This window comes from Streptomyces sp. NPDC088923 (assembly GCF_044749745.1).
In the GTDB taxonomy this organism is placed as follows: Bacteria; Actinomycetota; Actinomycetes; order Streptomycetales; family Streptomycetaceae; genus Streptomyces.
Genome location: NZ_JBIVIO010000001.1, coordinates 1,150,971 through 1,175,782 on the forward strand (window position 1 = coordinate 1,150,971; position 24,812 = coordinate 1,175,782).

Sequence of the window (24,812 nt, forward strand, 5' to 3'; positions counted from 1 at the left end):
CCGCCCATCCGGCAAACCCCCCCGCCACCTGCCTAAAGTGGCCGAATGAGCGACGGAGCGGAGGACGCCCGGTTGCGGGCGGTCGTGGAGCTGGCGCAGGCCATGGCCGCGGCGCGGTCCGCTCGGGAGACGTGGCGGGCGGCGGCGCGGGGGGCGCGGCGGGCGCTCGGCGGGAGTTTCGCGGCGCTGTCGGCCTGGGAGCGGGGGCCCGGGCGGCTGCGGGTGCTCGTCAACGAGGGGGAGCGGGCGCCGGGCGAGGAGGAGTTCCCCGAGGACGAGACGTACCCCGTGCACCGGTTCCCGGAGATCACCGAGTTCCTGCACGAACGCTGGGCGCGCGGCGGAGCCCCGCACGCCTGGGCCGAGACCGCCGAGGGTCCGGCCGGGGGCGAGGCGGGGTACTGCCACCAGCGGGTCGCGGCGCTCCGGCGCCGGGGGCGCGGCGCGTGCGTCGTCGCGCCGCTGGTGCTCGACGGGCGCGCGTGGGGCGAGCTGTACGTGGCACGCCCCGTGGGGGCGCCGGTCTTCGGGCCGGCCGACGCCGGGCTCGCGACGGTGCTCGCCGCCGTCGTCGCGGCCGGTCTCGCCCAGCTCCACCGCCTGGAGGAGGCCCGCAGGCTCGCCTTCACCGACCCGCTCACCGGGCTGGCCAACCGCCGCCTGGTCGACCAGCGCCTGGACGAGGCCCTGGAGCGGCACCGCGAGGAAGGGCTCGTGCTGAGCCTGGTCGTGTGCGACCTGAACGGCCTCAAGCACGTCAACGACACGCAGGGGCACGCGGTCGGCGACCACCTGCTCGAACGCTTCGGCTGCGTGCTCTCGCGCGGCGCGGCCCGCCTCGGTACGGGCACACTCGCCGCGCGCCTGGGCGGCGACGAGTTCTGCCTCCTGGCCGTGGGGCCCGAGGCGGACGAGGTCGTCGCCGTGGCCGAGGAGATCTGCACGGCCGCGTACGCGCTCGACGCGGGCGAGGGCGTCGCGTGCGGGGTCGCGTCGACGGGCGACCCCATCGGCCCCCTCGCCTCGGCGCGCCGCCTCTTCCGCCTCGCGGACGCGGCACAGTACGAGGCGAAGGGCCTCGCGGCCAGACGCCCGGTGGTGGCGGGCCGCGACGACCCGGTGATCCGCCTGGCCGACGCGGTACGCGCGGACTCCGCCACCACCCGCGACCTCCCGGACGACGTGGCACCCCCCACCGAACGCCGCCGCATCCGGGGGCGGCGGCGCCGCGGGACTCCCGGCGGTCCTCCGGCGCGTGAGTGAGTATTGGCTCCCGTACCGCTACTCCGGGCCTTCGGCCCTCAGCGGATACCTGTTCGCTAGGAGCCGCGCCGGACGGACACCCGCCACTCGAAGGGCGGGTAGGGGGCTGGGCGTCACGGCGCGCGTGGCGGCGCGGTCAGCTCAGGGATTCCATGACGTCAGAGATAGTCGGTCGATTTCGGGGATCGCGTTCCAGCATGGCGTGAATTATCTCTCCGAGCTTTCCGGTTACTGCGACAGGCGCACCCGGTCCCTTCGCGACGGCTTCGCGTTGGATGGTGCGGGACGCTTCATCCGGGTATCTCACGTGTCGCTTCCCCGTGGCGCTGAGTAAAAGGGAAGCCCCCAGGGCGTAGACGTCTGACGCGTATGAAGGGGTGGCCGTGCCCCCTTCGAGCACTCTGCGCGAAATCTCCGGTGCCTCGTAGTGGACAAGGCATCCCCGGTAGGGGAAGTCGTACGCCTCGGAAACCTCGCCACCGTGTGCCAGGGCTACGTCGATCAGGTGCGTCAACGTCCCGTCCAGAATGAAGTGCGAAGGCTGGATGTCGCCGTGAGCCCACCCCTTTGCGTGCAAGCGGGCGACGGCAGCGGCGCACGCGCGAGATTGTGCAAGGGCCCGGCTTGACCGAGCCACCCCCTCCCGCAAGGGTGCCCACAATTCGTAGAGGCTTTTACCCTTCCGCCAGGGTTGAGCGCCCCACGTTCCCCGTTCCCATTCCCCGCTGAGGATGAGTTCGCCGGTTATGGTCCTGAGGATTTCTGCCTCGCGTGCGGGTGCAAGGGCGGTCCACGAGTGTGTCTTCGTGGGGTAACCGACTTTCACCGCGTAACCGCCTCGGTCCGTTCCAAGCTTCCATACGGACGAACCGCGTCTGTCGAGTACCAGTGCCATGCTCTGCGGCGGCAGCAATTCGAGCGCGTCAGCGGGCGGCGGGTACGGGCCCGAGTGTTCCACGTCTTCACCTCCGTCAGCGGGGCCGGCCCCCAGCATGGAAGCCGACCCCGCACACGTTCAACGACCGGGACTAGATCGCGTAATCGCGGCCGTCGTCCGAGTCGCACTGAGCGGCGCTCTCGCCGTTCACGGTCCAGAGGTCATCGAGGACCACGAAGCCCGCCGCCTTCATGGCATGGGCGGACGCCCGAACGGCGTCCAGGCTCCGGCCACCGCTGCCCGGACGCGGGTTGTGATGGACGAAACGCCCCACGTGGGACTGGCAGAAGTCCGCATAGTCCCGTGTGTGAAGGATGAAGGCGTGAAACGCGTGGTCCACGTCGTCACTCGGAACCATGGGCGCGGCGGTGTCGGCCATCGCGGCGACGAAGGCCAATGCCTGGTCCGTCTGCCGCTCCGCCCGCTCCCGGGTCTGCCCGAACTGGGTGACACCGAAGTCCACGATGGATCGGAAGAGTTCCGGGGCAACAAGGCTCTGCCCGGTCCTCAGGCCGTTCGCTACTGCGGTCATACGCTTTCCTTTCTCTGTGAGTGCTGTCGCACTCGCTGGCCCACCCCGCCTGCCGACCGTCCCCACGATGCGCAGGCGGGGTGGGGTACTACTCCGCTTCCGGCTGTTGGTCGTTGCCTCGCCTCTCTGGGTGAAGGCGGCAACGAACCGGCACGAGGAGGAGGATCTGCTCGTGCTCTCTCCGCGCCTCGGAAGCGGAAGCTGTTTTCTCGGGGCCGACCGGCCGGGGTGGCGCCCCGTCGTCGCCGAGGCTCTTTGCGCATGTCGTGCTCCGAACCCTGGCTACCGGCGAGGTGGCTGTCTCCAGTCACCTCAACCATTGCCGGAAGGACGACTCGGGTACACGGTCCGTGTGGTACCAACTACCCTTCGGTACCAGAGGATGTGAGGTGTGACCAGGCATGGGGCTTGACCTCGAAGAGCAGGAGCAGCCCGCCTCACCAGCGGCAATGCTGAAGGCGCGAGCCATCCGGCATCGCGAGAAGGCGGGGCTGTCGTTGAGGGCTGCCTCCGGCAAACTGGGATTTCCGCACTCGTACCTCAGCCGGGTCGAGTCCGGGGCCCAACTTCCGTCCGAAGCGCTGGTGAAGGCCATGGACGATCTCTACGAGACCGATGACTTGTTCGTTGACATGCGCGCCGTGGCCGTCGCGGCGGCCGCTGAGGCGCCGAAGTACGGGCACCAGGTCTTGGAGGCCGAGCAGCGCGCCGCGCGCATCCAGGTGTTCAACGCCAGCGTCATCCCTGGTCTGCTCCAGGCGGAGTCGTACACCACGGCCCTGTACACGGAGTCGATGCCCGGCAGGGATGCCGAACACATCGCGTTCCTCGTGGCGAAGCGCGCGCACCGCAGGGAAGTACTGGACGGCCCCAAGCCGCCGCTGTACTGGGCGATTGTTGATGAGGCGGCGCTGCGCCGGCCCGTTGGCGGCTCCGCCGTCATGGCCGAGCAGATGAGGCACATACTCCGGCTCATCGAGGGGAACAGCGCCGTCAAGCTTCAGGTCGTCCCGTTCGCCAGCGGGGTCCATCCACTCCTGGGCGGTAGTTTGAGCGTACTCACCCTCCGAGACGGCGCGACCTTCGCCTATGTCGAATCCTTCGCGACGGGCGTGTCCATCGAGACACCGGAAGAGGTGGCGGAGCTGTCGACCCTCCTGGATATCGCGAGGACGAAGGCTCTCAACACCCGGGCGAGCGTCGGACTGCTGAACGAGTGCCTGAAAGAGTATGAGGATGACTGCTAACCAAACCGCCCTCGTGTGGATCAAGAGCACCTACAGCAACGGCCAGGCTGCCGAGTGTGTCGAGTGGGCGCCGCGACACGCCGCTGCGACCGGGGAGTTTCTTGTGCGCGACAGCAAGTGTCCCCAAGGGCCGAGCCTGATTCTCGGTGAGGGTGGCTGGCGTTCGCTGGTGGCCCTGGCCAAGCTCCACTGACTGTGGCTGCCGAGCCCCGGTCGTAAGAGGGCGAGTGCGTGCTGGGGTGCGAGGTGCCGCAGGCGCCCGGTGTCCGGCGCCGGTCCCACCCCGGTCGCCCACCCGGGCTCCGCCCTGTCTTCCTCTCGATTCATTCCGTACGCTCATGAATATGGATATGCACACTGTGGTGCTCGGTTCGAGCGGTGTCACCCCGGCCGAGACCCTCGCCGTGGCCCGGCGCGACGCGCGGGTGGAGCTGGGTGCCGAGGCGCGCGAGGCGCTCGCGAAGGCGCGGGCGACGATCGAGGCGCTCGCCGAGAAGCCGGAGCCGGTCTACGGCGTCTCGACGGGGTTCGGGGCGCTCGCGAGCCGGCACATCGCCCCCGAGCTGCGCGCCAGGCTCCAGCGCAACATCGTGCGCTCGCACGCGGCCGGGATGGGGCCGCGCGTCGAGCGCGAGGTGGTGCGGGCGCTGATGTTCCTGCGGCTGAAGACGGTGTGCTCGGGGCACACGGGCGTGCGCCCCGAGGTGGCGCAGTCGATGGCCGACCTGCTCAACGCCGGGATCACCCCCGTCGTCCACGAGTACGGCTCGCTCGGCTGCTCCGGCGACCTCGCCCCGCTCAGCCACTGCGCCCTGACCCTCATGGGCGAGGGCGACGCGGAGGGCCCGGACGGTGTCGTCCGGCCCGCCGGGGAACTCCTGGAGGCGCACGGGCTCCAGCCCGTCGAGCTGCGCGAGAAGGAGGGGCTCGCGCTCCTCAACGGCACGGACGGCATGCTCGGCATGCTCCTCATGGCCCTCGACGATCTCGCGCGCCTCTACACCTCGGCCGACATCACCGCCGCGCTCTCGCTCGAAGCGCTCCTCGGCACGCGCAAGGTCCTCGCGCCCGAGCTCCAGGCCGTCCGCCCCCACCCGGGCCAGGCCGCGAGCGCCGCGAACATGCTCAAGGTCCTGGAGAACTCGGGGCTCACCGGGCACCACCAGGACGAGGCCCCGCGCGTCCAGGACGCCTACTCGGTGCGCTGCGCCCCGCAGGTCGCGGGCGCGGGCCGCGACACGCTCGCCCACGCCCGTACGGTCGCCGAGCGCGAACTCGCCGCCGCCGTGGACAACCCCGTCGTCCTGGCGGACGGTCGCGTCGAGTCGAACGGCAACTTCCACGGCGCCCCGGTCGCGTACGTGCTCGACTTCCTCGCGATCGCCGCCGCCGACCTCGCCTCGATCGCCGAGCGCCGCACCGACCGGCTCCTCGACAAGAACCGCTCGCACGGCCTGCCGCCCTTCCTCGCCGACGACGCGGGCGTCGACTCCGGGCTCATGATCGCCCAATACACGCAGGCGGCGCTGGTCAGCGAGCTGAAGCGGCTCGCCGTCCCGGCCTCGGTGGACTCGATCCCGTCCTCGGCGATGCAGGAGGACCACGTCTCCATGGGCTGGTCGGCGGCGCGCAAGCTCCGTACGGCCGTCGCGAACCTGACGCGGGTCGTGGCCGTCGAGCTGTACGCCGCGACGCGCGCGCTGGAGATCCGTACCGCCGACGGCGGCCCGAGCGCCTCGGACGGCGGGCGCGCGGCGCTCGACGCCGTACGGGCCGCCGGGGTGCTCGGCGCGGGCCCCGACCGCTTCCTCGCGCCCGACCTCGCCGCGGCGGAGGCCTTCGTCCGCGAGGGCGGCCTCGTGCGCGCCGTCGAGGCGGCCGTGGGACCGCTGGCCTGAGCCCGGGGCGGCTTCCCGGCGGGCACCGCGTCCCGCCGGGAAGGCCCGTTCTCGTCCGGGGGCCCTGCCTCCGTACGGGGAAGGGCCGCCTCGTCCGCGTACTAGGGCCTGTCTGACAATTCCCGTCGTCGCCCGGAGGGCGGCCGTGCGGCGTCAGGTGCGTGCTCTCGGCGTGCCGCCCCCAGGCCCTCGTACTGGACGTACTTGGGTCTGGGGGCGGTGCGGCGAGAGTGCGTGCATGGCGTCGCACGGCAGACGGGAATTGTCAGACAGGCCCTAGAGCGCCGCCGCGTCCTCCCAGGGCTCGCGGCGACCGCGCCGGACCGCGACCGTGACGCAGGCCGCGCCGATACCGAGGGAGGCGAGGCCGCCGACGAGGTACGGGGTGGTGTCGACGCCTCCCGTGTCGGCGAGGTGGTGCTCGTCGGTCGTCGTGGGGGTGGTGGCCGCTGCGGCGATCCGCGTGTGCGCGGGTGCCGCCGCCGCTTCCGGGGCCGAGGGCACGAAGGACAGCGCGCAGAGCACGGCCGCCGAGGCCGTGGCGGTCAGGAGGGACCTGCGGGCGACGGAGGACATGAGGGGCATCTCCCTTGACGCACGGGGACGATGGGGGACGGCGGGGGGACGGGGACGGCCGGTGGTTCCCGGGGCGCTCCTGGGCGCGATGCTAGTGAGGGACGGCCGGTGCGCGAAAGCCGTTCGCCCGACCCGCTGGGTCCGCCGGACGCGATTCGTACGCATCGGGTCCCCGACGTGGGGGAAAACGTCCCGGAAGGACGGCAACCGCTTGGCCGCGATCCTCGTCTCAAGGGGAAACAGTGGTCCCCGAGCCCGCCGGGACGTGGCATTGCCCACATTCCCGGGGACGTGCCATCGGACCGGTCGAACGGTTGTTGTAGACAGGGAAGAGGCATGGCTGCCGTCGGCGGCCGTGCGCCTTGTGCACGTTCCGGGGGCACTGCGGGATTCGGCGACGATGGAGAAGCGAGTGATGACGGTCAGCAAGCGGCGCAAGGCTCTTGCCGCCGCCTCCGCCGTACTGGGCGGAGTGCTGGTGCTCTCCGCCTGCGGCGGTGGCGACGACGACGGCGCCAAGGCGGACGGCAAGAACGGCGGCGGTTCGTCGTCGCAGGTCGACAAGTCCGCCGCCGAGAAGGCGTCGGCCGCGCGAATAAAGATCGCCCCCGCGAACGGCTCCAACGCCGCCAGCATCAACAACGCGGGCCAGGTCTCGGTCAGCAAGGGGTCGCTCACCGCGGTCTCGCTGACCGCCTCGGACGGCACCAAGATCGCGGGCGCCTTCTCGGCGGACAAGACGAGCTGGAAGCCCTCCGCCCAGCTGGAGCGCGCGACGACCTACAAGGTCAACGCGACGGCGAAGGACGGCGACGGCCGCGTCGCGCACGAGAACGGCACCTTCACCACCGTCTCGCCGCAGAACAGCTTCATCGGGAACTTCACGCCCGAGGACGGTTCGACGGTCGGCGTCGGCATGCCCGTGTCGATCAACTTCGACAAGGCCATCACCGAGAAGGACAAGAAGGCCGTCCAGGCGGGCATCAAGGTCTCCAGCAGCTCCAACCAGGAGGTCGTCGGCCACTGGTTCGGCAACCAGCGCCTCGACTTCCGGCCCGAGCAGTACTGGCAGGCCGGCTCGACCGTGTCCCTGAAGCTCGACCTCGACGGGGTCGAGGGCGCGGACGGCGTCTTCGGCGTCCAGCAGAAGACCGTCACCTTCAAGATCGGCCGCAGCCAGGTCTCCACCGTCGACGCCCAGTCGAAGACGATGAAGGTCGAGCGGGACGGGAAGGTCGTCAAGACCATCCCGATCTCGGCGGGCTCGCCCGACAACAAGACCTACGAAGGCCAGATGGTCATCTCGGAGAAGTACAAGCAGACCCGGATGGACGGCTCCACCGTCGGCTTCACCGATGACGACGGCAAGGGCGAGTACGACATCAAGGACGTGCCGCACGCCATGCGGCTCTCCAGCTCCGGCACCTTCATCCACGGCAACTACTGGGGCTCGCCCTCGATCTTCGGGAGCGTCAACACCAGCCACGGCTGCGTGGGTCTCCAGGACGCCAAGGGTGCCAACAACCCGAACACCAACGGCGCCTGGTTCTACGACAATTCCATGATCGGTGACGTCGTCGTGGTCAAGAACACCGGCGACAAGACGATCTCGCCGGACAACGGCCTCAACGGCTGGAACCTCGGCTGGGACCAGTGGAAGCAGGGCTCGGCCGTCTGAGCCCACCCGCCACCGTCGCCGCGGTACGTACGAGGGCCCGCCCCCAGCGGATGGGGGCGGGCCCTCGCCGTGTCCCGGGCCGCCGGGATTCGCGCCCGGTCTCTCCGCCTCTTCTCACGTTCCTCTTATCCGCTCCTTAACCGACCGTCACAAGCGCCTCCTACGGTCGCCCCATGTTCTTCACCTGTCTGAGGCGCGAGCTGCGCCGCCGCAGAAAAGCGGCCCTCGTCGTCGCCTCCGGGCTCGCTCTGGGCATCGCCCTCGTCATCGTCGTCAACTCGGTCGCGGCCGGGATGAACAAGGCCCAGGACAAGGTCCTCCAGTCGCTGTACGGACTCGGCACCGACCTCACCGTCACCAAGGCCGCCGCCGCGCCCAAGGAGGGCGGCACCGGAGGCCGTCCGCGCTTCGACTTCGACGCGAAGGACAGCGACGACGACAGCGAGCAGAGCAGCGACCGCGTCATGGTCCAGGGCTTCCAGACCCTCGCCTCCTCGACCGTCGCCAAGGTCGCGGACCAGGACGGGGTCGCGCAGGCGGTCGGCGGCCTCAGCCTCCAGGTGATGAAGGTCAACGGCCAGTTCAAACGCGGGGAGTTCAAGCAGGACGAGAGCAGCGGTTCCGGCTCGGGCCGGGGCGGCTTCGGCGGGGGCAGCCAGCCGCCTGGCGGTGAAGTCCGGGGCGGGGGCGCGCAGTTCGACGTCGACTCGTACTCCGTCTACGGCACCGACGTCGCCCACCCGACGCTCGGCCCCCTCACCTCCTCGAAGATCACCAAGGGCCGCACCTTCACGACGGGCGAGACGAACGCGAAGCTCGCCGTCGTCGACAGCGCCTACGCCAAGGAGAAGAAGCTCTCCACGGGCGACGAACTCACCGTCCACGGCACCAAGTTCAAGATCATCGGCATCGCGACCGCCGACAGCGGCGACGCGGCGGCCAACGTGTACGTGCCGCTGAAGCAGGCGCAGACGCTCGGCGACTCGAAGAACAAGGTCACGACGGTCTACGTGAAGGCCGCCGACTCCAAGAAGATCGACTCCGTCAAGTCGGCCGTGCTCAAGCAGGTCCCCGGCACCACCGTGACGACCTCGGCCGACCTCGCCGACACCGTCTCGGGCTCGCTCTCCACCGCGTCCTCGCTCGCGACGGGCGTCGGCCGCTGGCTCTCCGCCGTCGTCCTCGCGGCCGCCTTCCTCGTCGCGGGGCTGCTCACGGTCTCCGCGGTGGGCCGACGGGTACGGGAGTTCGGCACCCTCAAGGCGCTCGGCTGGTCCAGCGCCCGCGTCAACCGGCAGGTCGTGGGCGAGGCCGTCGTCAACGGGCTCATCGGCGGCGTCCTCGGTATCGCCGTCGGACTCCTCGGCGCGTGGATCGTGAGCCTCGCGGGCCCCACGCTCACGGCAGAACTCGGCTCCTCGGCGGCGCGCGGCGCGGGCGGCATGGGCGGCGGCTTCGGCGGCCCCGCGCGGCAGGCGGCGCAGAAGGCCCTGACCGTCTCGCTCGAAGCGCCGGTCTCGGCGACCACGGTGATCCTCGCGGTGGTCCTGGCGCTCGGCGGCGGCCTCGTCGCCGGTGCCTTCGGCGGCTGGCGGGCGACCCGGCTGCGCCCGGCGGACGCGCTGCGCCGCGTCGAGTAGCCCGTACGCGGGCGGGGCGGCCTCTCCGTACGCACGCCGCCCCGCCCCGTCCCGCCCCCTCACTTCCTCCAGGCCGCGTGCCGGAAAGCAGCAACCATGTACCAGCTCCGCGAGGTCACCAAGCACTACCAGAGAGGCAAGGACACCGTGCGCGCCCTCGCCGGGGTCGACCTCGATCTCGACGACGGGGAACGCCTCGTCGTACAGGGCCCCACCGGCGGCGGCAAGTCCACGCTGCTCCAGCTCCTCGGCGGTCTCGACCGGCCGAGCGCGGGCAGCGTCTCGCTCGACGGCACGGACTTCGCCCGCCTCGGCGAGGCGAAGCTCACCCGGCTGCGCCGCGACCACATCGGCTTCGTCTTCCAGAGCTTCAACCTCATCCCGACGCTCACCGCCCAGGAGAACGTCGAGACCGCGCTCGTCCCGCTCGGCACGAGGACCGCCGAGCGCCGCGAGCGGGCCGCCCGGGCGCTCGCCTCGGTGGGCCTCGGTGAACGCGGCAAGCACCTGCCCTCCGAGCTGTCCGGCGGCCAGCAGCAGCGCGTCGCGATCGCCCGCGCCCTCGTCAAGGCCCCCAAGGTGCTCCTCGCCGACGAGCCCACCGGGAACCTCGACGAGACGACCCGCGACGAGATCATGGACCTGCTCGAAGGACTGTGGGCGGAACAGAAGTTCACCTTCGTCATGGTCACGCACGACAGCGCCCTCGCCCGCCGCGCACCCCGGCTCATCACCCTGCGCAAGGGGAAGATCGCCGACGAGAAGACGGCGAAGCGGGTCTGAGCCGAGCGGGCCCCCGGACACGTGCGCGTGTCCGGGGGCCACGGCCGCCGGGACACGCGTCCGGGAGCGTCGTCACCGTACCGCCCCTGCCTACCCCCGTACCGCCGTCGCGTCCTGTCCCCAACTGCCCAGCAGCCGCAGGGCTTCCGCCGAGGCCGAACCGGGCTCCGCGTGGTAGACGAAGAGGCTCTGTCCCGGATCGTCGGGCAGCCGCAGCGTCTCGTACGAGAGGGTCAGTTCGCCGACCAGCGGGTGGCGGAACGCCTTCGTGCCGTGGCCCAGGTCCCGCACCTCGTGCGCCGCCCACAGCCGCCGGAAGTCCTCGCTGTGCAGCGACAACTCGCCGATCAGTCCGGTCAGTTCGGTGTCCTCGGAGCAGTAACCGGCGTAGACGCGCAGCGCCCGCACCGTCTCGGCGGCCTTCGCCTCCCAGTCCACGAAGCGGTCGCGGAGCGCCGGTTCGAGGAAGACGAGGCGCGCGAAGTTGCGGCGGTGCGGCGGGAGGCCGCCGAAGTCGTGCAGGAGGGCTGCGGCGAGCCGGTTCCAGCCGAGGATGTCGGTGCGGCCGTCGAGGACGTAGGCGGGTACGTCGAGCGAGTCGAGGAGGGTACCGAGCGCGGGGCGCAGCGTGGTGGGGCAGCCGCGCTTCTTCTTGCGGCCCGGGCGGGCGCGCGCGAGGTGGAGCAGGTGCTCGTGCTCGGCGTGGCTCAGCCGCAGTGCCCGGGCGACCGCGTCGAGGACCTCGGCCGAGACATTGCCCGCGTTGCCCTGTTCGAGCCGTGTGTAGTACGCCACGGAGACGCCCGCGAGCTGCGCCAGCTCCTCGCGCCGCAGCCCCGGCACCCTGCGCTGCCTGCCCAGCTCGGGCAGCCCCACGTCGCGCGGCTTGAGCCCGGCCCGGCGCAGCCGCAGGAACTCGCTCAGCTCCGCCTTCGGGTCGAGGGCGCCGGGCACCGCGCGGCCGTCGGATGTAGTGCTCATCCTTCCAGTATCCGCCGGACGTCGCGGAGCATTCCCGTGAGCCTGTCCCCGCTGGTGGTACGCACGGCAGGCGTACGTCCAAGGGGGATCTGGGCCACCGCCCCGGGCACCCGCACACTGGACGACGGCCCGCACCCGCCACGCGGGAACCCCCACACGGGCCGCGACGAACTACCACGGAGAGTGTTTCCCCGTATGACCAGCACGACCAGCCTGACCGCCGTCCCCGCCTACGCCGCACCCGCGCCCAAGGCGCCCCTGGAGCGCACCACCATCGCGCGCCGGGAGGTCGGCGCGCACGACGTGCTCATCGACATCAAGTACGCGGGCATCTGCCACTCCGACATCCACCAGGCCCGCGAGGGCTGGGGCAAGGGCATCTTCCCGATGGTCCCGGGCCACGAGATCGCGGGCGTCGTCACCGAGACCGGCTCCGCCGTGACCAAGTACGCGGTCGGCGACCGCGTCGGCGTCGGGTGCTTCGTCGACTCCTGCCGCGAGTGCGAGTACTGCGAGCAGGGCCTTGAGCAGTACTGCGTGAACGGCACCGTCGCCACGTACAACGGCCGCGAGAAGAACGGCGAGCCGACCTACGGCGGCTACTCCACGCACCTCGTCGTCGACGAGAAGTACGCCCTGCGCATCCCCGAGGGCATCGCGCTCGACGAGGCCGCGCCGCTGCTGTGCGCCGGCATCACCACGTACTCGCCGCTGCGGCACTGGAACGCGGGCCCCGGCAAGCGCGTCGCCGTCGTCGGGCTCGGCGGCCTCGGGCACATGGCCGTCAAGCTCGCCGCCGCGATGGGCGCCGAGGTCACCGTCCTGAGCCAGTCGCTGCGCAAAAAGGAGGACGGGCTGCGGCTCGGCGCCGCGCACTACTACGCGACGAGCGACGAGGCGACGTTCAAGGAGCTGCGGAGCAGCTTCGACCTGATCATCTGCACGGTCTCCGCGCCGCTCCCGATCGACGCCTACCTGGGCCTGCTCCGCGTGGACGGCGCCTTCGTCAACGTCGGCGCCCCCGAGGAGCCGAACGCGGTCAACATGTTCTCGCTCATCGGCGGCCGCAAGACCCTCGCGGGCTCCGCGATCGGCGGCATACCCGAGACGCAGGAGATGCTCGACTTCTGCGCCGAGCACCACCTGGGCGCCGACATCGAGCTCATCCGCGCGGACCAGATCAACGAGGCCTACGAGCGCGTCCTCGCGAGCGACGTCCGCTACCGCTTCGTGATCGACACGGCGACGATCTGACGCGGCGGGGGAGGGGCGGGCAGGGGCCCCAGGACCCCGCCCGCCCCTCCCGGCCTCACCGCGTCAGCGTCGCCGGGTTGCCGCCGTTCGCCTCGTAGCCCGCGACCGCGAGGGCCCGGTAGACCGCGTACTCGGCGGCCGGGTCCTCGCTCAGGGTCCAGGGGAGGGCGCCCACGTAGCCGTCGACGCGGACGACCTGCTCCATGGCCTCGCCCCACCGCCTGCCCTGGACGAGGAAGCGCAGCAGGAGGTGGTTGACGAGGGGGGCCGCCGGGTCGTCGTGGCGGGCCGAGCGGACCGCGTACAGCGCGCCGTGCAGGGCCCGCTTGACCACCGCCGTGTCGTGGAAGTCCTGGACGAGGACCACGTCGTCCAGGTGGTCGAAGAGCGAGAAGAGCGGCAGCGCGGCGAGCAGCGAGCCCCGCGGGGCGCGCGCGGCGGCGGCCTGCGCGAAGGAGTCGGCGAAATCGGCCGAGCCGTGCCACTTCCCGCTCCAGTACGACAGCGCCGTCAGGTGCGCGCCCAGGTGCGCGGGCGCGACGTCGAGGATCTTCAGCCACAGCTGCTCGAAGTCCTCGTGGCTCTCGCCGAGCCCGCGCGCCACCGCGAGCCGCGTGATGTGCGGCACCGGGTCGCCGGGCGCGAGGAGCGCCGCCTGCTCGCAGGCCGCGCGCGCCTCCTCCAGGATGATCCGGAACTCGTCCGTGCCGACCGTCGAGGTCCGCCACGCCTGCTGGACGAGGAACTCCGCGTGCACCGCCGCCGCCCCCGCGTCCTTCGGCGCCTGTGCGCGCCACGTCCGCAGCCAACGCCCGCCCTCGCCCGGGTGGCGCGCCAGCTCCAGCGAGGCCGCCCCCGCGAACGCCTGTACGCGCTGCCAGCGCAGCTCCCCGTGCTTGTCCGTGCCCGCGAGCAGCCGCGCCGCCGCCTGCCAGTCCTGCCCGCCCTGCACGAGCCGCAGCGTGCGCAGCAGCTCGTCGTCGGGCCCCGGCAGGCGTACGTCCAGCTCCTCCTGCCGCACGAAGCCGTACGCGGCCGGGTCGGCGGCGTCCGGGTCGCCGGGCTGCGCCAGGCGGATACCGGTGGCCCCGCGCCTGCGCAGCACGGAGGCCACGACGGCACCGATCAAGAGGACCCCGAACAGGGACCAGAGAATCTCCATACCCCCAGCGAACCAGACCCCGAGACGAATTGGCCAACCTCACCTCAAGAACGTGCCAAGGCGGCGTCAAGTGCCCGTATCCGCGCCTCTTCCCGAAAACGCTGCCGGACCCCCGCCCGGCGCCCGCACCGTCGCCGGGGCACTACGCTCGGTGCGCATGACCGACAGGTACAACAACTTCGAGACCGTGGCGATCCATGCGGGGAACACCGCCGATCCCCTCACCGGGGCCGTGGTCCCGCCGATCTACCAGGTGTCGACCTACAAGCAGGACGGCGTCGGCGGGCTGCGCGGCGGCTACGAGTACAGCCGCAGCGCCAACCCGACCCGCACCGCCCTGGAGGAGAACCTCGCGGCCCTGGAGGGCGGCCGGCGCGGCCTCGCCTTCGCCTCCGGGCTCGCCGCCGAGGACTGCCTCCTGCGCACCCTCCTCGCCCCCGGCGACCACGTCGTCATCCCCGACGACGCCTACGGCGGCACGTTCCGCCTCTTCGCGAAGGTCGTGAGCCGCTGGGGCGTCGACTTCTCGGTGGCCGACACCTCCAACCCGTCCGCGGTGCGCGCCGCGCTCACCGACCGGACGAAGGCCGTGTGGGTCGAGACCCCCTCGAACCCGCTCCTCGGCATCACCGACATCGCCGCCGTCGCGGCCGTCGCGCAGGAGGCCGGGGCGAAGCTCGTCGTCGACAACACCTTCGCGAGCCCCTACCTCCAGCAGCCCCTCGCGCTCGGCGCCGACGTCGTCGTGCACTCCATGACGAAGTACATGGGCGGCCACTCCGACGTCGTCGGCGGTGCCCTCGTCGTCTCGGACGAGACCCTCGCCGAGGAACTCGCCTACCACCAGAACGCGATGGGCGCCGTCGCCGGGCCCTTCGACTCCTGGCTCGTGCTGCGCGGCATCAAGACCCTCGCGGTGCGCATGGACCGGCACAGCGAGAACGCCGCCCGCGTCGCCGAGATGCTCACGCGCCACCCCAAGGTGACGCGCGTCCTCTACCCGGGCCTGTCCGAGCACCCGGGCCACGAGATCGCCGCGAAGCAGATGCGTTCCTTCGGCGGGATGGTGTCCTTCCAGGTCGCGGGCGGCGAGGAGGCGGCGGTCGCGGTGTGCGACCGCGCGAAGCTCTTCACGCTGGGCGAGTCCCTCGGCGGCGTCGAGTCGCTCCTGGAACACCCCGGGCGCATGACCCACGCCTCGGCAGCCGGCTCCCCGCTGGAGGTCCCGGCCGACCTCGTGCGCCTCTCGGTGGGCATCGAGAACGCCGACGACCTCCTCGACGACCTGCGCCAGGCCCTGGGCTAGCCGCCCCCGGGTGGCCACTCCCTCACCAGCGCGGGGTACGAGTCCCTCACCAGCGCGGGTACGGGGGAGTGGTCACCTCCTCGGGCACGGTCCACGGCCGCGTCCTGGCCGCCCACACCGCGAGGACGAGCACCGCGCCGCACAGCAGCACCCACCCCGCCCGCCGCAGTCGCGCCCGCCGCCGCCGCGCGCCGCGCCCCCTGCGCGCCGCCTCGGCCGCCAGGCCCGAGGGCGCGAACGGCACGGCCAGCCCGGCGAGCACCTCCCGTACCGCCGCCTCCTCGCGGTCCGCGAGACTCACGGCGCCGCCCCGGAGGCGGGCGGGTGCAGGACGAGGTGCACTCCCCGCGCGCACAGCAGCCGCACCCGGTCCACGGAGAGCCCGAGCAGCGCGGCCGCCTGCTCCTCGGCGACGCCCTCGTACAGCCGCAGCACGAGGACGAGCCGCACCCGCGCGGGGAGCGCGGCCAGCGGGCCGCGACCGCGCCGCCGCCGGTACCAGGAGGAGCGCAGGAAGAGCGCGAGGAGTTCGGCGCGCGTGTGGTCGTAGGGGTCGGTGCGCTCCAGGCGGTCCCAGACCGCGTAGGTACGGGCGAGGGCGCGGCGCAGGAGCGCGAGGGCGAGCGGGGCGATGGGCTCGCCGCCGGTCGTCTGCCCCGCCTCGCCCGTCAGGAGCGCGGCGGTGCGCAGCAGCCTGGGCGCGGCCCCGTCGACGTACGCCGCGAACTCGCGCGCTCCGTCCGGCTGCCGCGGCCGTGCCGCCCGCCGTCTGGCCGAGGCCACCCGTTCCCCCTTCGCCCGGTCCGGTCCATCACAGGCCCAAGGCGGGACGGGGGTCAAGGGGCGGGCGGGTCCGTACGGGCCCACGGGCTCTCGTGAGGAGCTCGCGCGGCCGCGCCACCGGCCCTCCGGTCGTTCAGGCCCCCTCGGGTGCCGCCCCGTCCTGTGTCGCCGCCTCGCGCGGCGCGGCTCCGTGCTGTCCGGCCTGGCGGCGCAGCAGGGCGCCGTTGAAGCGGCCGAGGAGTTCGGTGAACGCCTCGCGGTCCTCGGGGGTCCAGTCCGCGGTCAGCTCCGCCATCAGCTCGCGCCGCGAGGCCCGTACCTCCGCGAGCCGCGCCTCGCCGCGCGGGGAGAGCCGCAGCACGACCGCGCGCCCGTCCTCGGGGTGCGAGGTGCGCTTGACGAGGCCCGTGTCGACGAGCGGGGCGACCTGGCGGGTCACCGTCGAGGAGTCGATGCCCATGCTCGCGGCGAGCGCCTTGACACCCATGGGGCCTTCGGAGTCGAGCCGGTTGAGCAGGAGGTACGCGGCGCGGTCCATCGAGTTCCGCACCTGCCCCACCCCGCCGAGGCGGGTCTGTTCGGCACGCCGCGCGAAGACCGCGACGGAGTGCTGGAGGGTTTCGAGCAGACCGGATTCGCTCGCGGTCGTCATGTCCGGAGTTGTGGGCATGGCCGGGGCTCACTTCACGCTTGGTGGCTGGTTGGGGGACAGCGTACGCGGCTCCGCCCCCACAGTGACCGGGGGTGCGTAAACCAAAGAGAGGTCATTTTTTGCTTATGGGACCTTGATCCGGTGCATCCGCCGGGCAAATTGGTGCATACGCCACGTACCGCCGTCGGGCCCGTACCGGCGCTGTCCCGGCCCCCGTTCGCCGCACCCGCCGTGCGCACCTTCGCACGCCCGGTGATGCTGGGCGGGACGGTATGGAGCGGACGGGGGAGCGTGTGAGCGGAGTCGTGCACGCCGAAGGGCTCGTGAAGACCTTCGGCTCGGTGAAGGCGCTCGACGGCGTCGATCTCGACGTGCCCGAGGGGACTGTACTCGGACTGCTCGGCCCGAACGGAGCCGGGAAGACCACCGCGGTCCAGTGCCTGACGACGCTTCTGCGCCCCGACGCCGGCACGGCGACGGTCGCGGGCTTCGACGTCGTCGAGCGGCCGAACGACGTGCGCCGCGTGATCGGGCTCTCCGGGCAGTTCGCCGCCGTGGACGAGTACCTGACCGGTCGCGAGAACCTGGAGATGGTCGGCAGGCTCTACCAGCTGAGGGCGAGAGCGGCGAAGGCGCGCGCCGCCGAACTCCTCGAACAGTTCCACCTGGCCGGGGCGGCCGACCGCACCGCCAAGACGTACAGCGGCGGGATGCGCCGCCGCCTCGACCTCGCCGCCGCGCTCGTCGTCAAGCCGCCCGTCATGTTCATGGACGAGCCGACGACCGGCCTCGACCCGACCAACCGGCAGGAGTTGTGGGACGTCATCCAGGACCTCGTCGCGGGCGGCACGACGATGCTGCTCACGACGCAGTACCTGGAGGAGGCCGACCACCTCGCGCACGACATCTGCGTCATCGACCACGGCCGCGTGATCGCGCGCGGCACCTCGGACGAGCTGAAGGCGCAGATCGGCGGGGAGCGCGTGGAACTCGTGGTGCACGACCCCGCGCGCATGGAGGAGGCGGCCGAGGTCCTCTCGCGCGTCGCCGTCCCCGAGGCCGGCGAGGACGCGGTGACCCGCGAGGCGCACACGCGCGGGCTCACGGTGCCGGTACGGGGCGGGGCGAGGCTCCTCGTCGAGGTGATCCGGGAACTCGACACGCGGGGCATCGAGATCGACGACGTCGGCCTGCGCCGCCCGACCCTCGACGACGTCTTCATCAGCCTGACGGGACACGTGGCGGAGGGGGACGTGGTGGAGGGTGACGCCGGGGGCGGGGAAGCGGGGGCGGGCGAAGGTGACGCCGACGGCAAGGAGCAGAGCCCATGAGCGCCGTGTCCGACTCGCTCGTCATCGCCCGGCGGAACCTGATCAGGATGACCCGCATCCCGGAAGTGGTGCTGTTCAACATCATCCAGCCGGTGATGTTCGTGATCCTGTTCACGTACGTCTTCGGCGGCTCGATCAAGATCGGTCCCACCACGAGCCAGGAGGTCTACAAGAACTTCCTGATGGCGGGCATCTTCGCGCAGACCGTCACCTTCGCCACGGCGGGCTCGGCGGCCGGCATCGCGGACGACATGCAGAAGGGCATCGTCGACCGTTTCCGGTCACTGCCGATGACACGGGGCTCGGTGCTCACGGGACGCACGGTCGCGGACCTCGTGCAGACGGCGGTGACCCTCGCCGTGCTCGCGGCGGTGGGCCTCGCGGTGGGGTGGCGGCCCGGTTCGGCCGAGCCGACGAACATCGGCAAGATCCTCGCCGGTTTCGGGCTGCTGCTCTTCTTCGGCTACGCCTTCACGTGGATCGGCGCGCTCATCGGCCTGTCGGTACGGACCCCGGAGGCGGCGACGTCCGGCGGCATCATCTGGCTCTTCCCGGTCACCTTCGTCTCGAACGCCTTCGTCGACTCGCGCCAGATGACCCCGTGGCTGCGCCACATCGCCGACTGGAACCCCTTCAGCGCGACGGTGCAGGCCTGCCGCCAGCTCTTCGGCGACCCGGGGGTCTCGCCCTCGTCCGCGTGGCCGATGCAGCAGCCGGTGTGGGCCTCGCTGCTCTACTCGGCGCTCATCGTCGTGGTCTTCCGCACCCTGGCGGTGCGCAAGTTCCACCGGGCCGACGGCTGAGGCACCACGACGAAGGCCCGCCCCGCGCCGTCCGTACGGCGGCGGGGCGGGCCCTGTGCGGGGGTGGGCGTCAGCCCTTGTACGGCTTGGCGTCGAGGATCTTCACCGACGCCTTCTTGCCGTTGGGCAGCTCGTACTCGGCGGTGTCGCCGACCTTCTTGCCGTTGACGCCGGTGCCGAGGGGCGACTGCGGGGAGTACGTCTCGATGTCGGAGCTGGCGTACTCGCGCGAGGCCATGAGGAAGGTGAGGGTGTCGTCCTCGTCGCCGTCGAAGGCGATCGTGACGACCATGCCCGGCTCCACGACGCCGTCGTCGGCGGGGGCCTCCCCGACCTTCGCGTGCTGGAGCAGCTGCGTGAGCTGGCGGACGCGCAGCTCCTGCTTGCCCTGCTCCTCCTTGGCCGCGTGGTACCCGCCGTTCTCGCGCAGGTCGCCCTCCTCACGCGCTTCCTCGATCTTCTTCGCGATCTCGGTGCGCGCCGGACCAGACAGGTACTCCAGCTCCTCCTTGAGCCGGTTGTACGCCTCCTGGGTCAGCCAGGTGACGTTTTCGCTCGTCTGGGTCACAGGTGCTCCTCGTAGGTACTGGGAATACAAATCAACGCCCTACCAGAAGGATGTTCCTTCACGGACGGGCGAAACCACGAGCCTAACAATTCAGACGCCAGAGCGGGAGGACATTCCTGGGGGACTTGTGCCCCGAGGGAAGGGCCCGCAGGTGGTGGGGCCGCGCCGCGCGCGGGGGCCTAGTCGGCGTGGCAGCCGATCAGCTCGGCGGTCGTGCCGCGCGAGGTGGTGCGGAGGGTCACGACCTTGTCCACGCGCTTGGCGGACTCCTCGAAGCGGAAGTCGGCGCGGCCGACCTCGGCGCCGTCGGCGGACTGCGAGCGGACGGTGCAGGAGCCGTGCGCGTCCTTGTCCTTGCGGACTTCGAGGTGCACCTTGACGTGCTGGTCCGAGGAGACGTCGAAGGAGATCACCTGGGCGCTCAGCTTCTGTCCCGCGATGTAGCTCCAGCCGAGCCAGCCCACGAGGACGAGGAGGAGGACGCCGAGCACGGCGCCGGCGGTCTTGAGCTGCTTGTCCGTGCGCTTGTCGCGCCCGTAGCGGCTCGCGAACGCGCGGGCGGCGTCGGCGTCGGCGTCGGCCGTGCCGGGTGCGGTCGCCGTCATGATCGTCCCTTCGCCCGAGTCCTCGGTGCGTGTCGCCCGTGGCCACCGGTGCGCGCCGCCCCACGCGGCGTGTTCCCGATGCGCGGAAGCCGGAATTTTCCGCCTGCCGGTTCCGTCACTATAGAAGCCCCTGCCCGGCCGGCCGGACCCCGCCCCCAGGCCGCGCGCGGCGGGATCAACGGCAGGATCGCGGTCGTCGCGACGAATACCTGAGGAACGAGTCTTGACTGAGAAGCTGCGCCTGATGGCCGTGCACGCCCACCCCGACGACGAGTCCAGCAAGGGCGCCGCCACGATGGCGAAGTACGTCGCGGAGGGGGTGGACGTGCTGGTCGTCACCTGCACCGGGGGCGAGCGCGGGTCCATCCTCAACCCGAAGCTCCAGGGTGACCCCTACATCGAGGAGAACATCCACGAGGTCCGCAGGAAGGAGATGGACGAGGCCCGCGAGATCCTCGGCATCCGGCAGACCTGGCTCGGCTACGTCGACTCCGGCCTCCCCGAGGGCGACCCGCTGCCGCCGCTCCCGGAGGGCTGCTTCGGGCTCGTGGACGTCGAGGAGGCGGCCGGGCGGCTCGTGCGCGAGATCCGTTCCTTCCGTCCGCAGGTCATCACGACCTACGACGAGAACGGCGGCTACCCGCACCCCGACCACATCATGACCCACAAGATCAGCATGGTGGCCTTCGAGGGCGCGGCCGACGCCGAGCGCTACCCGGAGGCCGAGTTCGGCCCGGTCTTCCGGCCCGCGAAGCTCTACTACAACCAGGGCTTCAACCGGCAGCGCACCGAGGCCCTGCACGAGGCGCTCCTCGCGCGCGGCCTGGAGTCCCCGTACGGCGACTGGCTCAAGCGGTGGGAGGAGTCGGGCCACAAGGAGCGCACGCTGACCACGCACGTCCCGGCCGCCGACTACTTCGAGATCCGCGACAAGGCGCTCATCGCGCACGCCACCCAGATCGACCCGGACGGCGGCTGGTTCCGCATCCCGATGGAGATCCAGAAGGAGGTCTGGCCGACCGAGGACTTCGAGCTGGCGAAGTCTTTGGTCGAAACGTCCCTCCCCGAGGACGACCTCTTCGCGGGCATCCGTGACAATGGCTGAATGAGCGGAAGCGCGAGCGCAGGCCAGGCCATGATCCACTTCGTCCCCCTCGCCGAAGTCGACGCCGACAAGGTGACCCCCGGTCTCCTCGGCTTCGTCGTCTTCGCGGTCATGGCGGTGGGAGTCTGGGCCCTGATGAAGTCCATGAACAAGCACATGCGGAAGGTCGACTTCAAGGAGCCGGAGGAGCCGGGCACCCCCGAGGAGAGCCCCACGTCCTCGAAGGCGGAGGCCGGCTCGGCCCGCCGGGGCTGAGGGCCCGCGGGGGCCGGTACGGCCCGGGCCGGAGTCGTCCGTGCGGCGGGGCGCGGCGGTACGGGCGGTACGCGCCCGAGCGCCGCGCTCCGCGGGCGTACCGCCCTGCCCCGGCCCGGGGACGCGCGCCCCGTTCACCACCCCGCCCGCGTCGCCTCCACCCCCATGACCTCCCGCGCGTGCCGGCCCGGGATCATGCCGAGGCGCCAGCCCTGCCAGCCGTCCTCGGGTACCGCGCCCCGGCCGAGCAGGAGCCGGTAGCTCTCCACGTAGCCGCCGAGCGCCTCGTCGCGCGCCGGGTGGGCCGCCGCCGCGAGCGCGGTCAGCTCCTCCTCCGCCACCACCGAGCCCACCTCGAAGCCGCCGGCCGACGCGTACGGGAGCAGCGAGGCGTGCAGGAAGCGCGCCCAGTCCTCGCCCCTGCGGTCCCCGTACGAGCCGAAGAGCCGGTCCGCCTCCTCGGTCAGCTCGACCGCCTGCGCGAGCCGCGCGTTCCCCGCGTCGATGACCGCGAGTTCGAGACACGTCCACGCCTCGCCGTGCGCGAGCGCCATGCGCTGGAAGTCCGCGCGCGCGTCCATCAGGAGCTGGCGCGCGAAGCCGCTGTTGCGCAGCGAACCCGTGCGGACGGCGCGGTGGTCGCGGGTGAGGCGCGCCGAGTGGTGCCGGGAGCAGGCGAGCCCGTACACGTCCCGCATCCGCGAGAACATCGTGCGCGCCCGTTCCAGTTCGCGCAGCGCCGGGTCCCCGACGCCCTCCGCGTCGAGCGCCTGCCCCAGGTAGTACCGCGTCCACGCCTCGCCGCGCGCGTCCTCGTTCTCGCGGTGGCGGCTCAGCGCGGCACGCAGCCCCTCGACGGCCGCGGCCGAGTCCCCGGCGACGAGTTCACCGCGCGCGAGCTGGGTCAGCGCCCACGCCTCGCCGCGTCCGTCGCGCGTGCGCCCGTACAGCTCCAGCGCCTCCCGGAGCGCCTCGGAGGCCCGCGCGACCTCGTCGAGCCGCAGCCACACCTGCCCCAACTGGTAGTGCGCCCAGGCGAGTCCGTGCACCGACTCGTTCTCGCGGTGCAGGTCGAGTGACTCGCGAAGCAGCGTGAGCGCCTCGCCCGGGTACCCCCGGTCGCGCTCCACGGCGGCGAGGGCGTGCAGGGTCCAGCCCCGGTCGCCGCCGAGCGCGGGGCCGCTCTGGAGGGCCACCGCCTCGCGCAGCTTCTCGGCCGCCTCGGGCAACCGTCCCTGGTGGTGCAGGGTGATGCCGAGCGAGCCGAGCGCGCGCGCCGTGCCGGGCTCGTTGCGCGCCTCGCGGTAGAGGTCGACGACGGAGGCGAGCGTCGTACGGGCCGTGTCCAGCTCGCCGAGCTGCCGCGCCGCGATGCCCTTGCGCCACTGCACCGAGCGCCCGAGCAGCCCCTTGTCCACGGCCTCCGTCAACTCGCTGATCTCACCCAGGCGGTAGAGGTCCCCGCGCAGCAGGCAGTAGTCGCACAGCGCCCCGAGCAGATCGAGCACCGCCCGCTGATCCACCCCCTCCGCCTGGCGCAACGCCGCCGTGATGAAGCTGGATTCCTCGTCCAGCCACCTCAACGCCGCCTCCAGCGAGGCGAATCCGTGCGGACCGGGCGCACCCACACGCGAGGAGGTCTTGCCGTCCACGAGCCGGATCACCGCGTCCGCCAGCTCGCCGTACTCGACGATCAGCCGCTCCAGCGCGGCCGTCCGCTCCGCCGCCTCCTCCTCGTCCGCGAGCCGGGTGCGCGCGAACGCCCGTACGACGTCGTGGAGTCGGTACCTGTCCCCGCGTACGTGGTCGACGAGCCCCGCCGCCGCCAGCTCGGCGAGCAGCCGTGTCGCCGTCCGCTCCGGCACGTCGAGCAGCGCGGCCGCCGCGCCCGCGCCGAGCGAGGCCCGCCCCGCGAGCGCGAGCCGCCGCAACAGCCGCTGACCCTCGGGCGGGAGGTCCGTGTACCGCAGCCACAGCGCCCGCTCCACGGGCGCGACGGGGCCGTACGCGGCGAGGCCGGCGACGAGTCCGCGCGGGCCGCGCGCGGCGAGCGCCGAGCCCGCGAGCCGCAGCGCGAGCGGCAGCCCACCGCACAACTCACCTATCTCGTCCATCGCTTCGGCGTCGTACGGCCCCGGCAGCGGCCCCGCGCTCGCCCGTACGACCTCCTCCGCACCCGCCGCTTCGAGCGCCCCCACGGGGAACTGGTGCACCCAAGTGCCCTCGTCCGTCTCGGAGTCCGCGTGCTCGTCCACCAGGTCCAGCGGTTCGCGCGCCGTCACCAGGACGAGGCTGTCGGAGTGCTCGGGCAGCAGCGCGCGTACCTGCGCCGCGTCGAAGGCGTCGTCCAGGATCACCGCGACCGGCAGCCCGTGCAGGTGCTTGCGGTACAACTCCGTGAGTTTCCGCACCTGTTGCTCCGGGGAGCTGCGGTCCCGGAAGAGGAGTTGCTCGCGCGGGGCACCGAGGCGGTTGAGCAGGTGCATGAGGGCGTCGCGGGTCGGGAGCGGCGGGGTCTCCGGGCTGCCGCCGCGCAGGTCCACGACGCACGCGCCCTTGAACTGGTCCCGCAGCGCGTGCGCGGCCCGCACCGCGAGCGTGGTGCGGCCCGAACCCTGCTCCCCGTGCAGCACCACGACGACCGGCCGCGTCCGCGTCGCCGCGCGCGCGGAGCGCACGAGCCGCTCGATCTCGGCGAGTTCGGCCCGCCGTCCGGCGAAAACCCCCTCCGCCTCGGGCAGATGGGAGAAGGACCGCTCCAGTACCGAGCGCCGCCGCGCCGCCGCGCCCCGATCCGTCGTGCGGACGAGCCCGGAGCGCCGCCCGGTGCTCCCGCCGCCCGCGCCCGCCGCCACGCTGCGGGCCAGCAGGCGCTGGCGGTCCAGGTACGGGCGGATGCCCCGTACCTCCAGCGCCGTGAGCCACTGCAAGCGGGCCTGTTCGAGGCCGCCGGGCTGCCCCAGGGCCCCGGCCCGGTGGTGCGCGGCGGGCCAGTACCCCGCCGTCGCCCTCACGAAGGTCGTCGCGGCGCCCGCCGCGGCGACCGTGGCCCCGGCACCGACCGCGGGCCCGACCCCCGTGCCCAGCACCACGTCCGCGACGAAGGCGGCGGCCGTCGCCGTCGCCGTGACGAGCAGCGGGCCGCCGAGCGCGCGGGGCGAGAACGCCGTTGACATGCTGACCGCGCCCGCCGCCGCCTCGTCGAGCGCGGCCGTGTACGCCGCGTACTCCTCCGCCGCCGGGGCCGTCCACTCGTCCATGGCCGCCAGCGCCCGCCCGAGCAGCACGCTCGCGTCGAGCTTCCCGCCGCCGCGCCGCACCTCCTCGTCCACGGAACGCGTCAACAGCCGCTCCGCCTCGGCCCGGTGCTCGTTCCGCAGCCCCACTCGCCCCGCCAACTCGCGCGCCATGCCGACCCCTTCCCGTCCCCCGCGTCTCCCCCGTGCCTCTACC

General features: G+C 72.3%; 24 protein-coding genes. 13 read left to right on the plus strand and 11 right to left on the minus strand.

Going from position 1 to position 24,812, the window contains the following annotated elements:
* The first annotated feature begins 45 nt into the window (after nt 1-45).
* A complete protein-coding gene (locus tag ACIP4O_RS05455) occupies nt 46-1,263 on the plus strand; it encodes a diguanylate cyclase domain-containing protein (protein ID WP_401571767.1) in 1,218 nt (405 codons plus the stop codon).
* A gap of 136 nt (nt 1,264-1,399) precedes the next feature.
* Here ACIP4O_RS05455 and ACIP4O_RS05460 read toward each other — a convergent pair whose 3' ends face one another.
* Both ACIP4O_RS05460 and ACIP4O_RS05465 read right to left on the minus strand, forming a co-directional pair.
* Nucleotides 1,400-2,257 carry a protein kinase gene (locus ACIP4O_RS05460; RefSeq protein WP_401571769.1) on the minus strand — a complete coding sequence of 286 codons (858 nt, stop codon included), beginning with the start codon at nt 2,255-2,257 and terminating at the stop codon, nt 1,400-1,402.
* A 34-nt stretch (nt 2,258-2,291) separates the two neighbouring features.
* The gene (locus ACIP4O_RS05465) at nt 2,292-2,732 is read right to left on the minus strand and encodes a glycine-rich domain-containing protein (protein ID WP_401571772.1); all 441 of its coding nucleotides are present in this window, start codon (nt 2,730-2,732) and stop codon (nt 2,292-2,294) included.
* Nucleotides 2,733-3,133: 401 nt separating this feature from the next.
* On the opposite strand from ACIP4O_RS05465, the gene ACIP4O_RS05470 reads away from it, so the two are divergent.
* The 3 genes from ACIP4O_RS05470 (at nt 3,134) to hutH (ending at nt 5,877) form a co-directional block, all read left to right on the plus strand.
* The gene (locus ACIP4O_RS05470; RefSeq protein WP_401571774.1) at nt 3,134-3,979 is read left to right on the plus strand and encodes a helix-turn-helix domain-containing protein; all 846 of its coding nucleotides are present in this window, start codon (nt 3,134-3,136) and stop codon (nt 3,977-3,979) included.
* On the plus strand, nt 3,963-4,172 hold the full coding sequence (locus ACIP4O_RS05475) for a DUF397 domain-containing protein (protein ID WP_401571776.1): 210 nt from the start codon (nt 3,963-3,965) through the stop codon (nt 4,170-4,172). Before ACIP4O_RS05470 ends, ACIP4O_RS05475 begins: the two co-directional genes overlap by 17 nt.
* 157 nt (nt 4,173-4,329) lie before the next feature.
* Nucleotides 4,330-5,877: a histidine ammonia-lyase gene (gene hutH / locus ACIP4O_RS05480; RefSeq protein ID WP_401573836.1), complete on the plus strand. Its 1,548-nt coding sequence runs from the start codon at nt 4,330-4,332 to the stop codon at nt 5,875-5,877.
* A 276-nt stretch (nt 5,878-6,153) separates the two neighbouring features.
* On the opposite strand, the gene ACIP4O_RS05485 is transcribed toward hutH, so the two are convergent.
* A complete protein-coding gene (locus ACIP4O_RS05485; protein ID WP_401571779.1) occupies nt 6,154-6,453 on the minus strand; it encodes a tat (twin-arginine translocation) pathway signal sequence in 300 nt (99 codons plus the stop codon).
* A 415-nt stretch (nt 6,454-6,868) separates the two neighbouring features.
* On the opposite strand from ACIP4O_RS05485, the gene ACIP4O_RS05490 reads away from it, so the two are divergent.
* The 3 genes from ACIP4O_RS05490 to ACIP4O_RS05500 all read left to right on the plus strand — a co-directional run bounded on the left by ACIP4O_RS05490 (nt 6,869) and on the right by ACIP4O_RS05500 (nt 10,554).
* Nucleotides 6,869-8,131, plus strand: coding sequence for an Ig-like domain-containing protein (locus ACIP4O_RS05490; protein WP_401571781.1), 1,263 nt, complete (start codon nt 6,869-6,871; stop codon nt 8,129-8,131).
* Between the two features lie 173 nt (nt 8,132-8,304).
* Nucleotides 8,305-9,771 carry an ABC transporter permease gene (locus ACIP4O_RS05495; protein ID WP_401571784.1) on the plus strand — a complete coding sequence of 489 codons (1,467 nt, stop codon included), beginning with the start codon at nt 8,305-8,307 and terminating at the stop codon, nt 9,769-9,771.
* Between the two features lie 96 nt (nt 9,772-9,867).
* On the plus strand, nt 9,868-10,554 hold the full coding sequence (locus ACIP4O_RS05500; protein ID WP_401571786.1) for an ABC transporter ATP-binding protein: 687 nt from the start codon (nt 9,868-9,870) through the stop codon (nt 10,552-10,554).
* A 90-nt stretch (nt 10,555-10,644) separates the two neighbouring features.
* Here the strand turns inward: ACIP4O_RS05500 and ACIP4O_RS05505 are convergent, their stop codons facing one another.
* A complete protein-coding gene (locus tag ACIP4O_RS05505) occupies nt 10,645-11,535 on the minus strand; it encodes a helix-turn-helix domain-containing protein (RefSeq protein WP_401571789.1) in 891 nt (296 codons plus the stop codon).
* Between the two features lie 195 nt (nt 11,536-11,730).
* Between ACIP4O_RS05505 and ACIP4O_RS05510 the strand changes: the two genes are divergently transcribed.
* Nucleotides 11,731-12,789, plus strand: coding sequence for an NAD(P)-dependent alcohol dehydrogenase (locus ACIP4O_RS05510; protein ID WP_401571792.1), 1,059 nt, complete (start codon nt 11,731-11,733; stop codon nt 12,787-12,789).
* Nucleotides 12,790-12,844: 55 nt separating this feature from the next.
* Here the strand turns inward: ACIP4O_RS05510 and ACIP4O_RS05515 are convergent, their stop codons facing one another.
* Entirely contained in the window at nt 12,845-13,951 is a 1,107-nt protein-coding gene (locus tag ACIP4O_RS05515) for a hypothetical protein (RefSeq protein WP_401571795.1), read from the minus strand.
* A gap of 157 nt (nt 13,952-14,108) precedes the next feature.
* On the opposite strand from ACIP4O_RS05515, the gene ACIP4O_RS05520 reads away from it, so the two are divergent.
* The gene (locus ACIP4O_RS05520; RefSeq protein ID WP_401571797.1) at nt 14,109-15,257 is read left to right on the plus strand and encodes a cystathionine gamma-synthase; all 1,149 of its coding nucleotides are present in this window, start codon (nt 14,109-14,111) and stop codon (nt 15,255-15,257) included.
* A gap of 46 nt (nt 15,258-15,303) precedes the next feature.
* Here the strand turns inward: ACIP4O_RS05520 and ACIP4O_RS05525 are convergent, their stop codons facing one another.
* The 3 genes from ACIP4O_RS05525 to ACIP4O_RS05535 all read right to left on the minus strand — a co-directional run bounded on the left by ACIP4O_RS05525 (nt 15,304) and on the right by ACIP4O_RS05535 (nt 16,710).
* Nucleotides 15,304-15,558: a hypothetical protein gene (locus ACIP4O_RS05525; RefSeq protein WP_401571800.1), complete on the minus strand. Its 255-nt coding sequence runs from the start codon at nt 15,556-15,558 to the stop codon at nt 15,304-15,306.
* Nucleotides 15,555-16,040 (minus strand): siderophore-interacting protein, encoded by a 486-nt coding sequence (locus ACIP4O_RS05530; protein WP_401571802.1) that lies wholly within the window; start codon nt 16,038-16,040, stop codon nt 15,555-15,557. The genes ACIP4O_RS05525 and ACIP4O_RS05530 overlap by 4 nt, the downstream gene beginning before the upstream one ends.
* A 133-nt stretch (nt 16,041-16,173) precedes the next feature.
* Complete coding sequence (locus ACIP4O_RS05535; RefSeq protein WP_401571805.1) at nt 16,174-16,710, minus strand: MarR family winged helix-turn-helix transcriptional regulator; 537 nt, start codon at nt 16,708-16,710, stop codon at nt 16,174-16,176.
* A 254-nt stretch (nt 16,711-16,964) separates the two neighbouring features.
* Here ACIP4O_RS05535 and ACIP4O_RS05540 point away from each other — a divergent pair, with 254 nt between their 5' ends.
* Nucleotides 16,965-18,023 (plus strand): ATP-binding cassette domain-containing protein, encoded by a 1,059-nt coding sequence (locus ACIP4O_RS05540; RefSeq protein WP_401571808.1) that lies wholly within the window; start codon nt 16,965-16,967, stop codon nt 18,021-18,023.
* A complete protein-coding gene (locus ACIP4O_RS05545; protein ID WP_361331458.1) occupies nt 18,020-18,826 on the plus strand; it encodes an ABC transporter permease in 807 nt (268 codons plus the stop codon). Before ACIP4O_RS05540 ends, ACIP4O_RS05545 begins: the two co-directional genes overlap by 4 nt.
* 70 nt (nt 18,827-18,896) lie before the next feature.
* Here ACIP4O_RS05545 and greA read toward each other — a convergent pair whose 3' ends face one another.
* Nucleotides 18,897-19,394, minus strand: coding sequence for a transcription elongation factor GreA (greA, locus tag ACIP4O_RS05550; protein WP_164291926.1), 498 nt, complete (start codon nt 19,392-19,394; stop codon nt 18,897-18,899).
* Between the two features lie 179 nt (nt 19,395-19,573).
* Entirely contained in the window at nt 19,574-19,999 is a 426-nt protein-coding gene (locus ACIP4O_RS05555; RefSeq protein WP_401571812.1) for a DUF4307 domain-containing protein, read from the minus strand.
* A 223-nt stretch (nt 20,000-20,222) separates the two neighbouring features.
* Here ACIP4O_RS05555 and mca point away from each other — a divergent pair, with 223 nt between their 5' ends.
* Nucleotides 20,223-21,104 carry a mycothiol conjugate amidase Mca gene (gene mca, locus ACIP4O_RS05560; RefSeq protein ID WP_361331463.1) on the plus strand — a complete coding sequence of 294 codons (882 nt, stop codon included), beginning with the start codon at nt 20,223-20,225 and terminating at the stop codon, nt 21,102-21,104.
* Nucleotides 21,105-21,359: a hypothetical protein gene (locus ACIP4O_RS05565; protein WP_361331465.1), complete on the plus strand. Its 255-nt coding sequence runs from the start codon at nt 21,105-21,107 to the stop codon at nt 21,357-21,359. It begins immediately after the preceding gene.
* 134 nt (nt 21,360-21,493) lie between these two features.
* On the opposite strand, the gene ACIP4O_RS05570 is transcribed toward ACIP4O_RS05565, so the two are convergent.
* Nucleotides 21,494-24,769 (minus strand): tetratricopeptide repeat protein, encoded by a 3,276-nt coding sequence (locus ACIP4O_RS05570; protein ID WP_401571815.1) that lies wholly within the window; start codon nt 24,767-24,769, stop codon nt 21,494-21,496.
* Between the last annotated feature and the right edge of the window lie 43 nt (nt 24,770-24,812).

Excerpts from the sequence above, each read along its gene's own strand:
- ACIP4O_RS05510 (WP_401571792.1), top strand. The coding sequence starts at position 11,731 with ATGACCAGCACGACCAGCCTGACCGCCGTCCCCGCCTACGCCGCACCC.
- ACIP4O_RS05545 (WP_361331458.1), top strand. The coding sequence starts at position 18,020 with ATGAGCGCCGTGTCCGACTCGCTCGTCATCGCCCGGCGGAACCTGATC.
- ACIP4O_RS05475 (WP_401571776.1), top strand. The coding sequence starts at position 3,963 with ATGAGGATGACTGCTAACCAAACCGCCCTCGTGTGGATCAAGAGCACC.
- hutH (WP_401573836.1), top strand. The coding sequence starts at position 4,330 with ATGCACACTGTGGTGCTCGGTTCGAGCGGTGTCACCCCGGCCGAGACC.
- ACIP4O_RS05465 (WP_401571772.1), bottom strand. The coding sequence starts at position 2,732 with ATGACCGCAGTAGCGAACGGCCTGAGGACCGGGCAGAGCCTTGTTGCC.
- ACIP4O_RS05460 (WP_401571769.1), bottom strand. The coding sequence starts at position 2,257 with ATGCTGGGGGCCGGCCCCGCTGACGGAGGTGAAGACGTGGAACACTCG.
- ACIP4O_RS05490 (WP_401571781.1), top strand. The coding sequence starts at position 6,869 with ATGACGGTCAGCAAGCGGCGCAAGGCTCTTGCCGCCGCCTCCGCCGTA.
- ACIP4O_RS05520 (WP_401571797.1), top strand. The coding sequence starts at position 14,109 with ATGACCGACAGGTACAACAACTTCGAGACCGTGGCGATCCATGCGGGG.
- ACIP4O_RS05565 (WP_361331465.1), top strand. The coding sequence starts at position 21,105 with ATGAGCGGAAGCGCGAGCGCAGGCCAGGCCATGATCCACTTCGTCCCC.
- ACIP4O_RS05540 (WP_401571808.1), top strand. The coding sequence starts at position 16,965 with ATGGAGCGGACGGGGGAGCGTGTGAGCGGAGTCGTGCACGCCGAAGGG.
- ACIP4O_RS05470 (WP_401571774.1), top strand. The coding sequence starts at position 3,134 with ATGGGGCTTGACCTCGAAGAGCAGGAGCAGCCCGCCTCACCAGCGGCA.
- ACIP4O_RS05535 (WP_401571805.1), bottom strand. The coding sequence starts at position 16,710 with ATGCCCACAACTCCGGACATGACGACCGCGAGCGAATCCGGTCTGCTC.
- ACIP4O_RS05455 (WP_401571767.1), top strand. The coding sequence starts at position 46 with ATGAGCGACGGAGCGGAGGACGCCCGGTTGCGGGCGGTCGTGGAGCTG.
- ACIP4O_RS05485 (WP_401571779.1), bottom strand. The coding sequence starts at position 6,453 with ATGTCCTCCGTCGCCCGCAGGTCCCTCCTGACCGCCACGGCCTCGGCG.
- ACIP4O_RS05515 (WP_401571795.1), bottom strand. The coding sequence starts at position 13,951 with ATGGAGATTCTCTGGTCCCTGTTCGGGGTCCTCTTGATCGGTGCCGTC.
- ACIP4O_RS05570 (WP_401571815.1), bottom strand. The coding sequence starts at position 24,769 with ATGGCGCGCGAGTTGGCGGGGCGAGTGGGGCTGCGGAACGAGCACCGG.
- ACIP4O_RS05495 (WP_401571784.1), top strand. The coding sequence starts at position 8,305 with ATGTTCTTCACCTGTCTGAGGCGCGAGCTGCGCCGCCGCAGAAAAGCG.
- ACIP4O_RS05500 (WP_401571786.1), top strand. The coding sequence starts at position 9,868 with ATGTACCAGCTCCGCGAGGTCACCAAGCACTACCAGAGAGGCAAGGAC.
- ACIP4O_RS05555 (WP_401571812.1), bottom strand. The coding sequence starts at position 19,999 with ATGACGGCGACCGCACCCGGCACGGCCGACGCCGACGCCGACGCCGCC.
- ACIP4O_RS05505 (WP_401571789.1), bottom strand. The coding sequence starts at position 11,535 with ATGAGCACTACATCCGACGGCCGCGCGGTGCCCGGCGCCCTCGACCCG.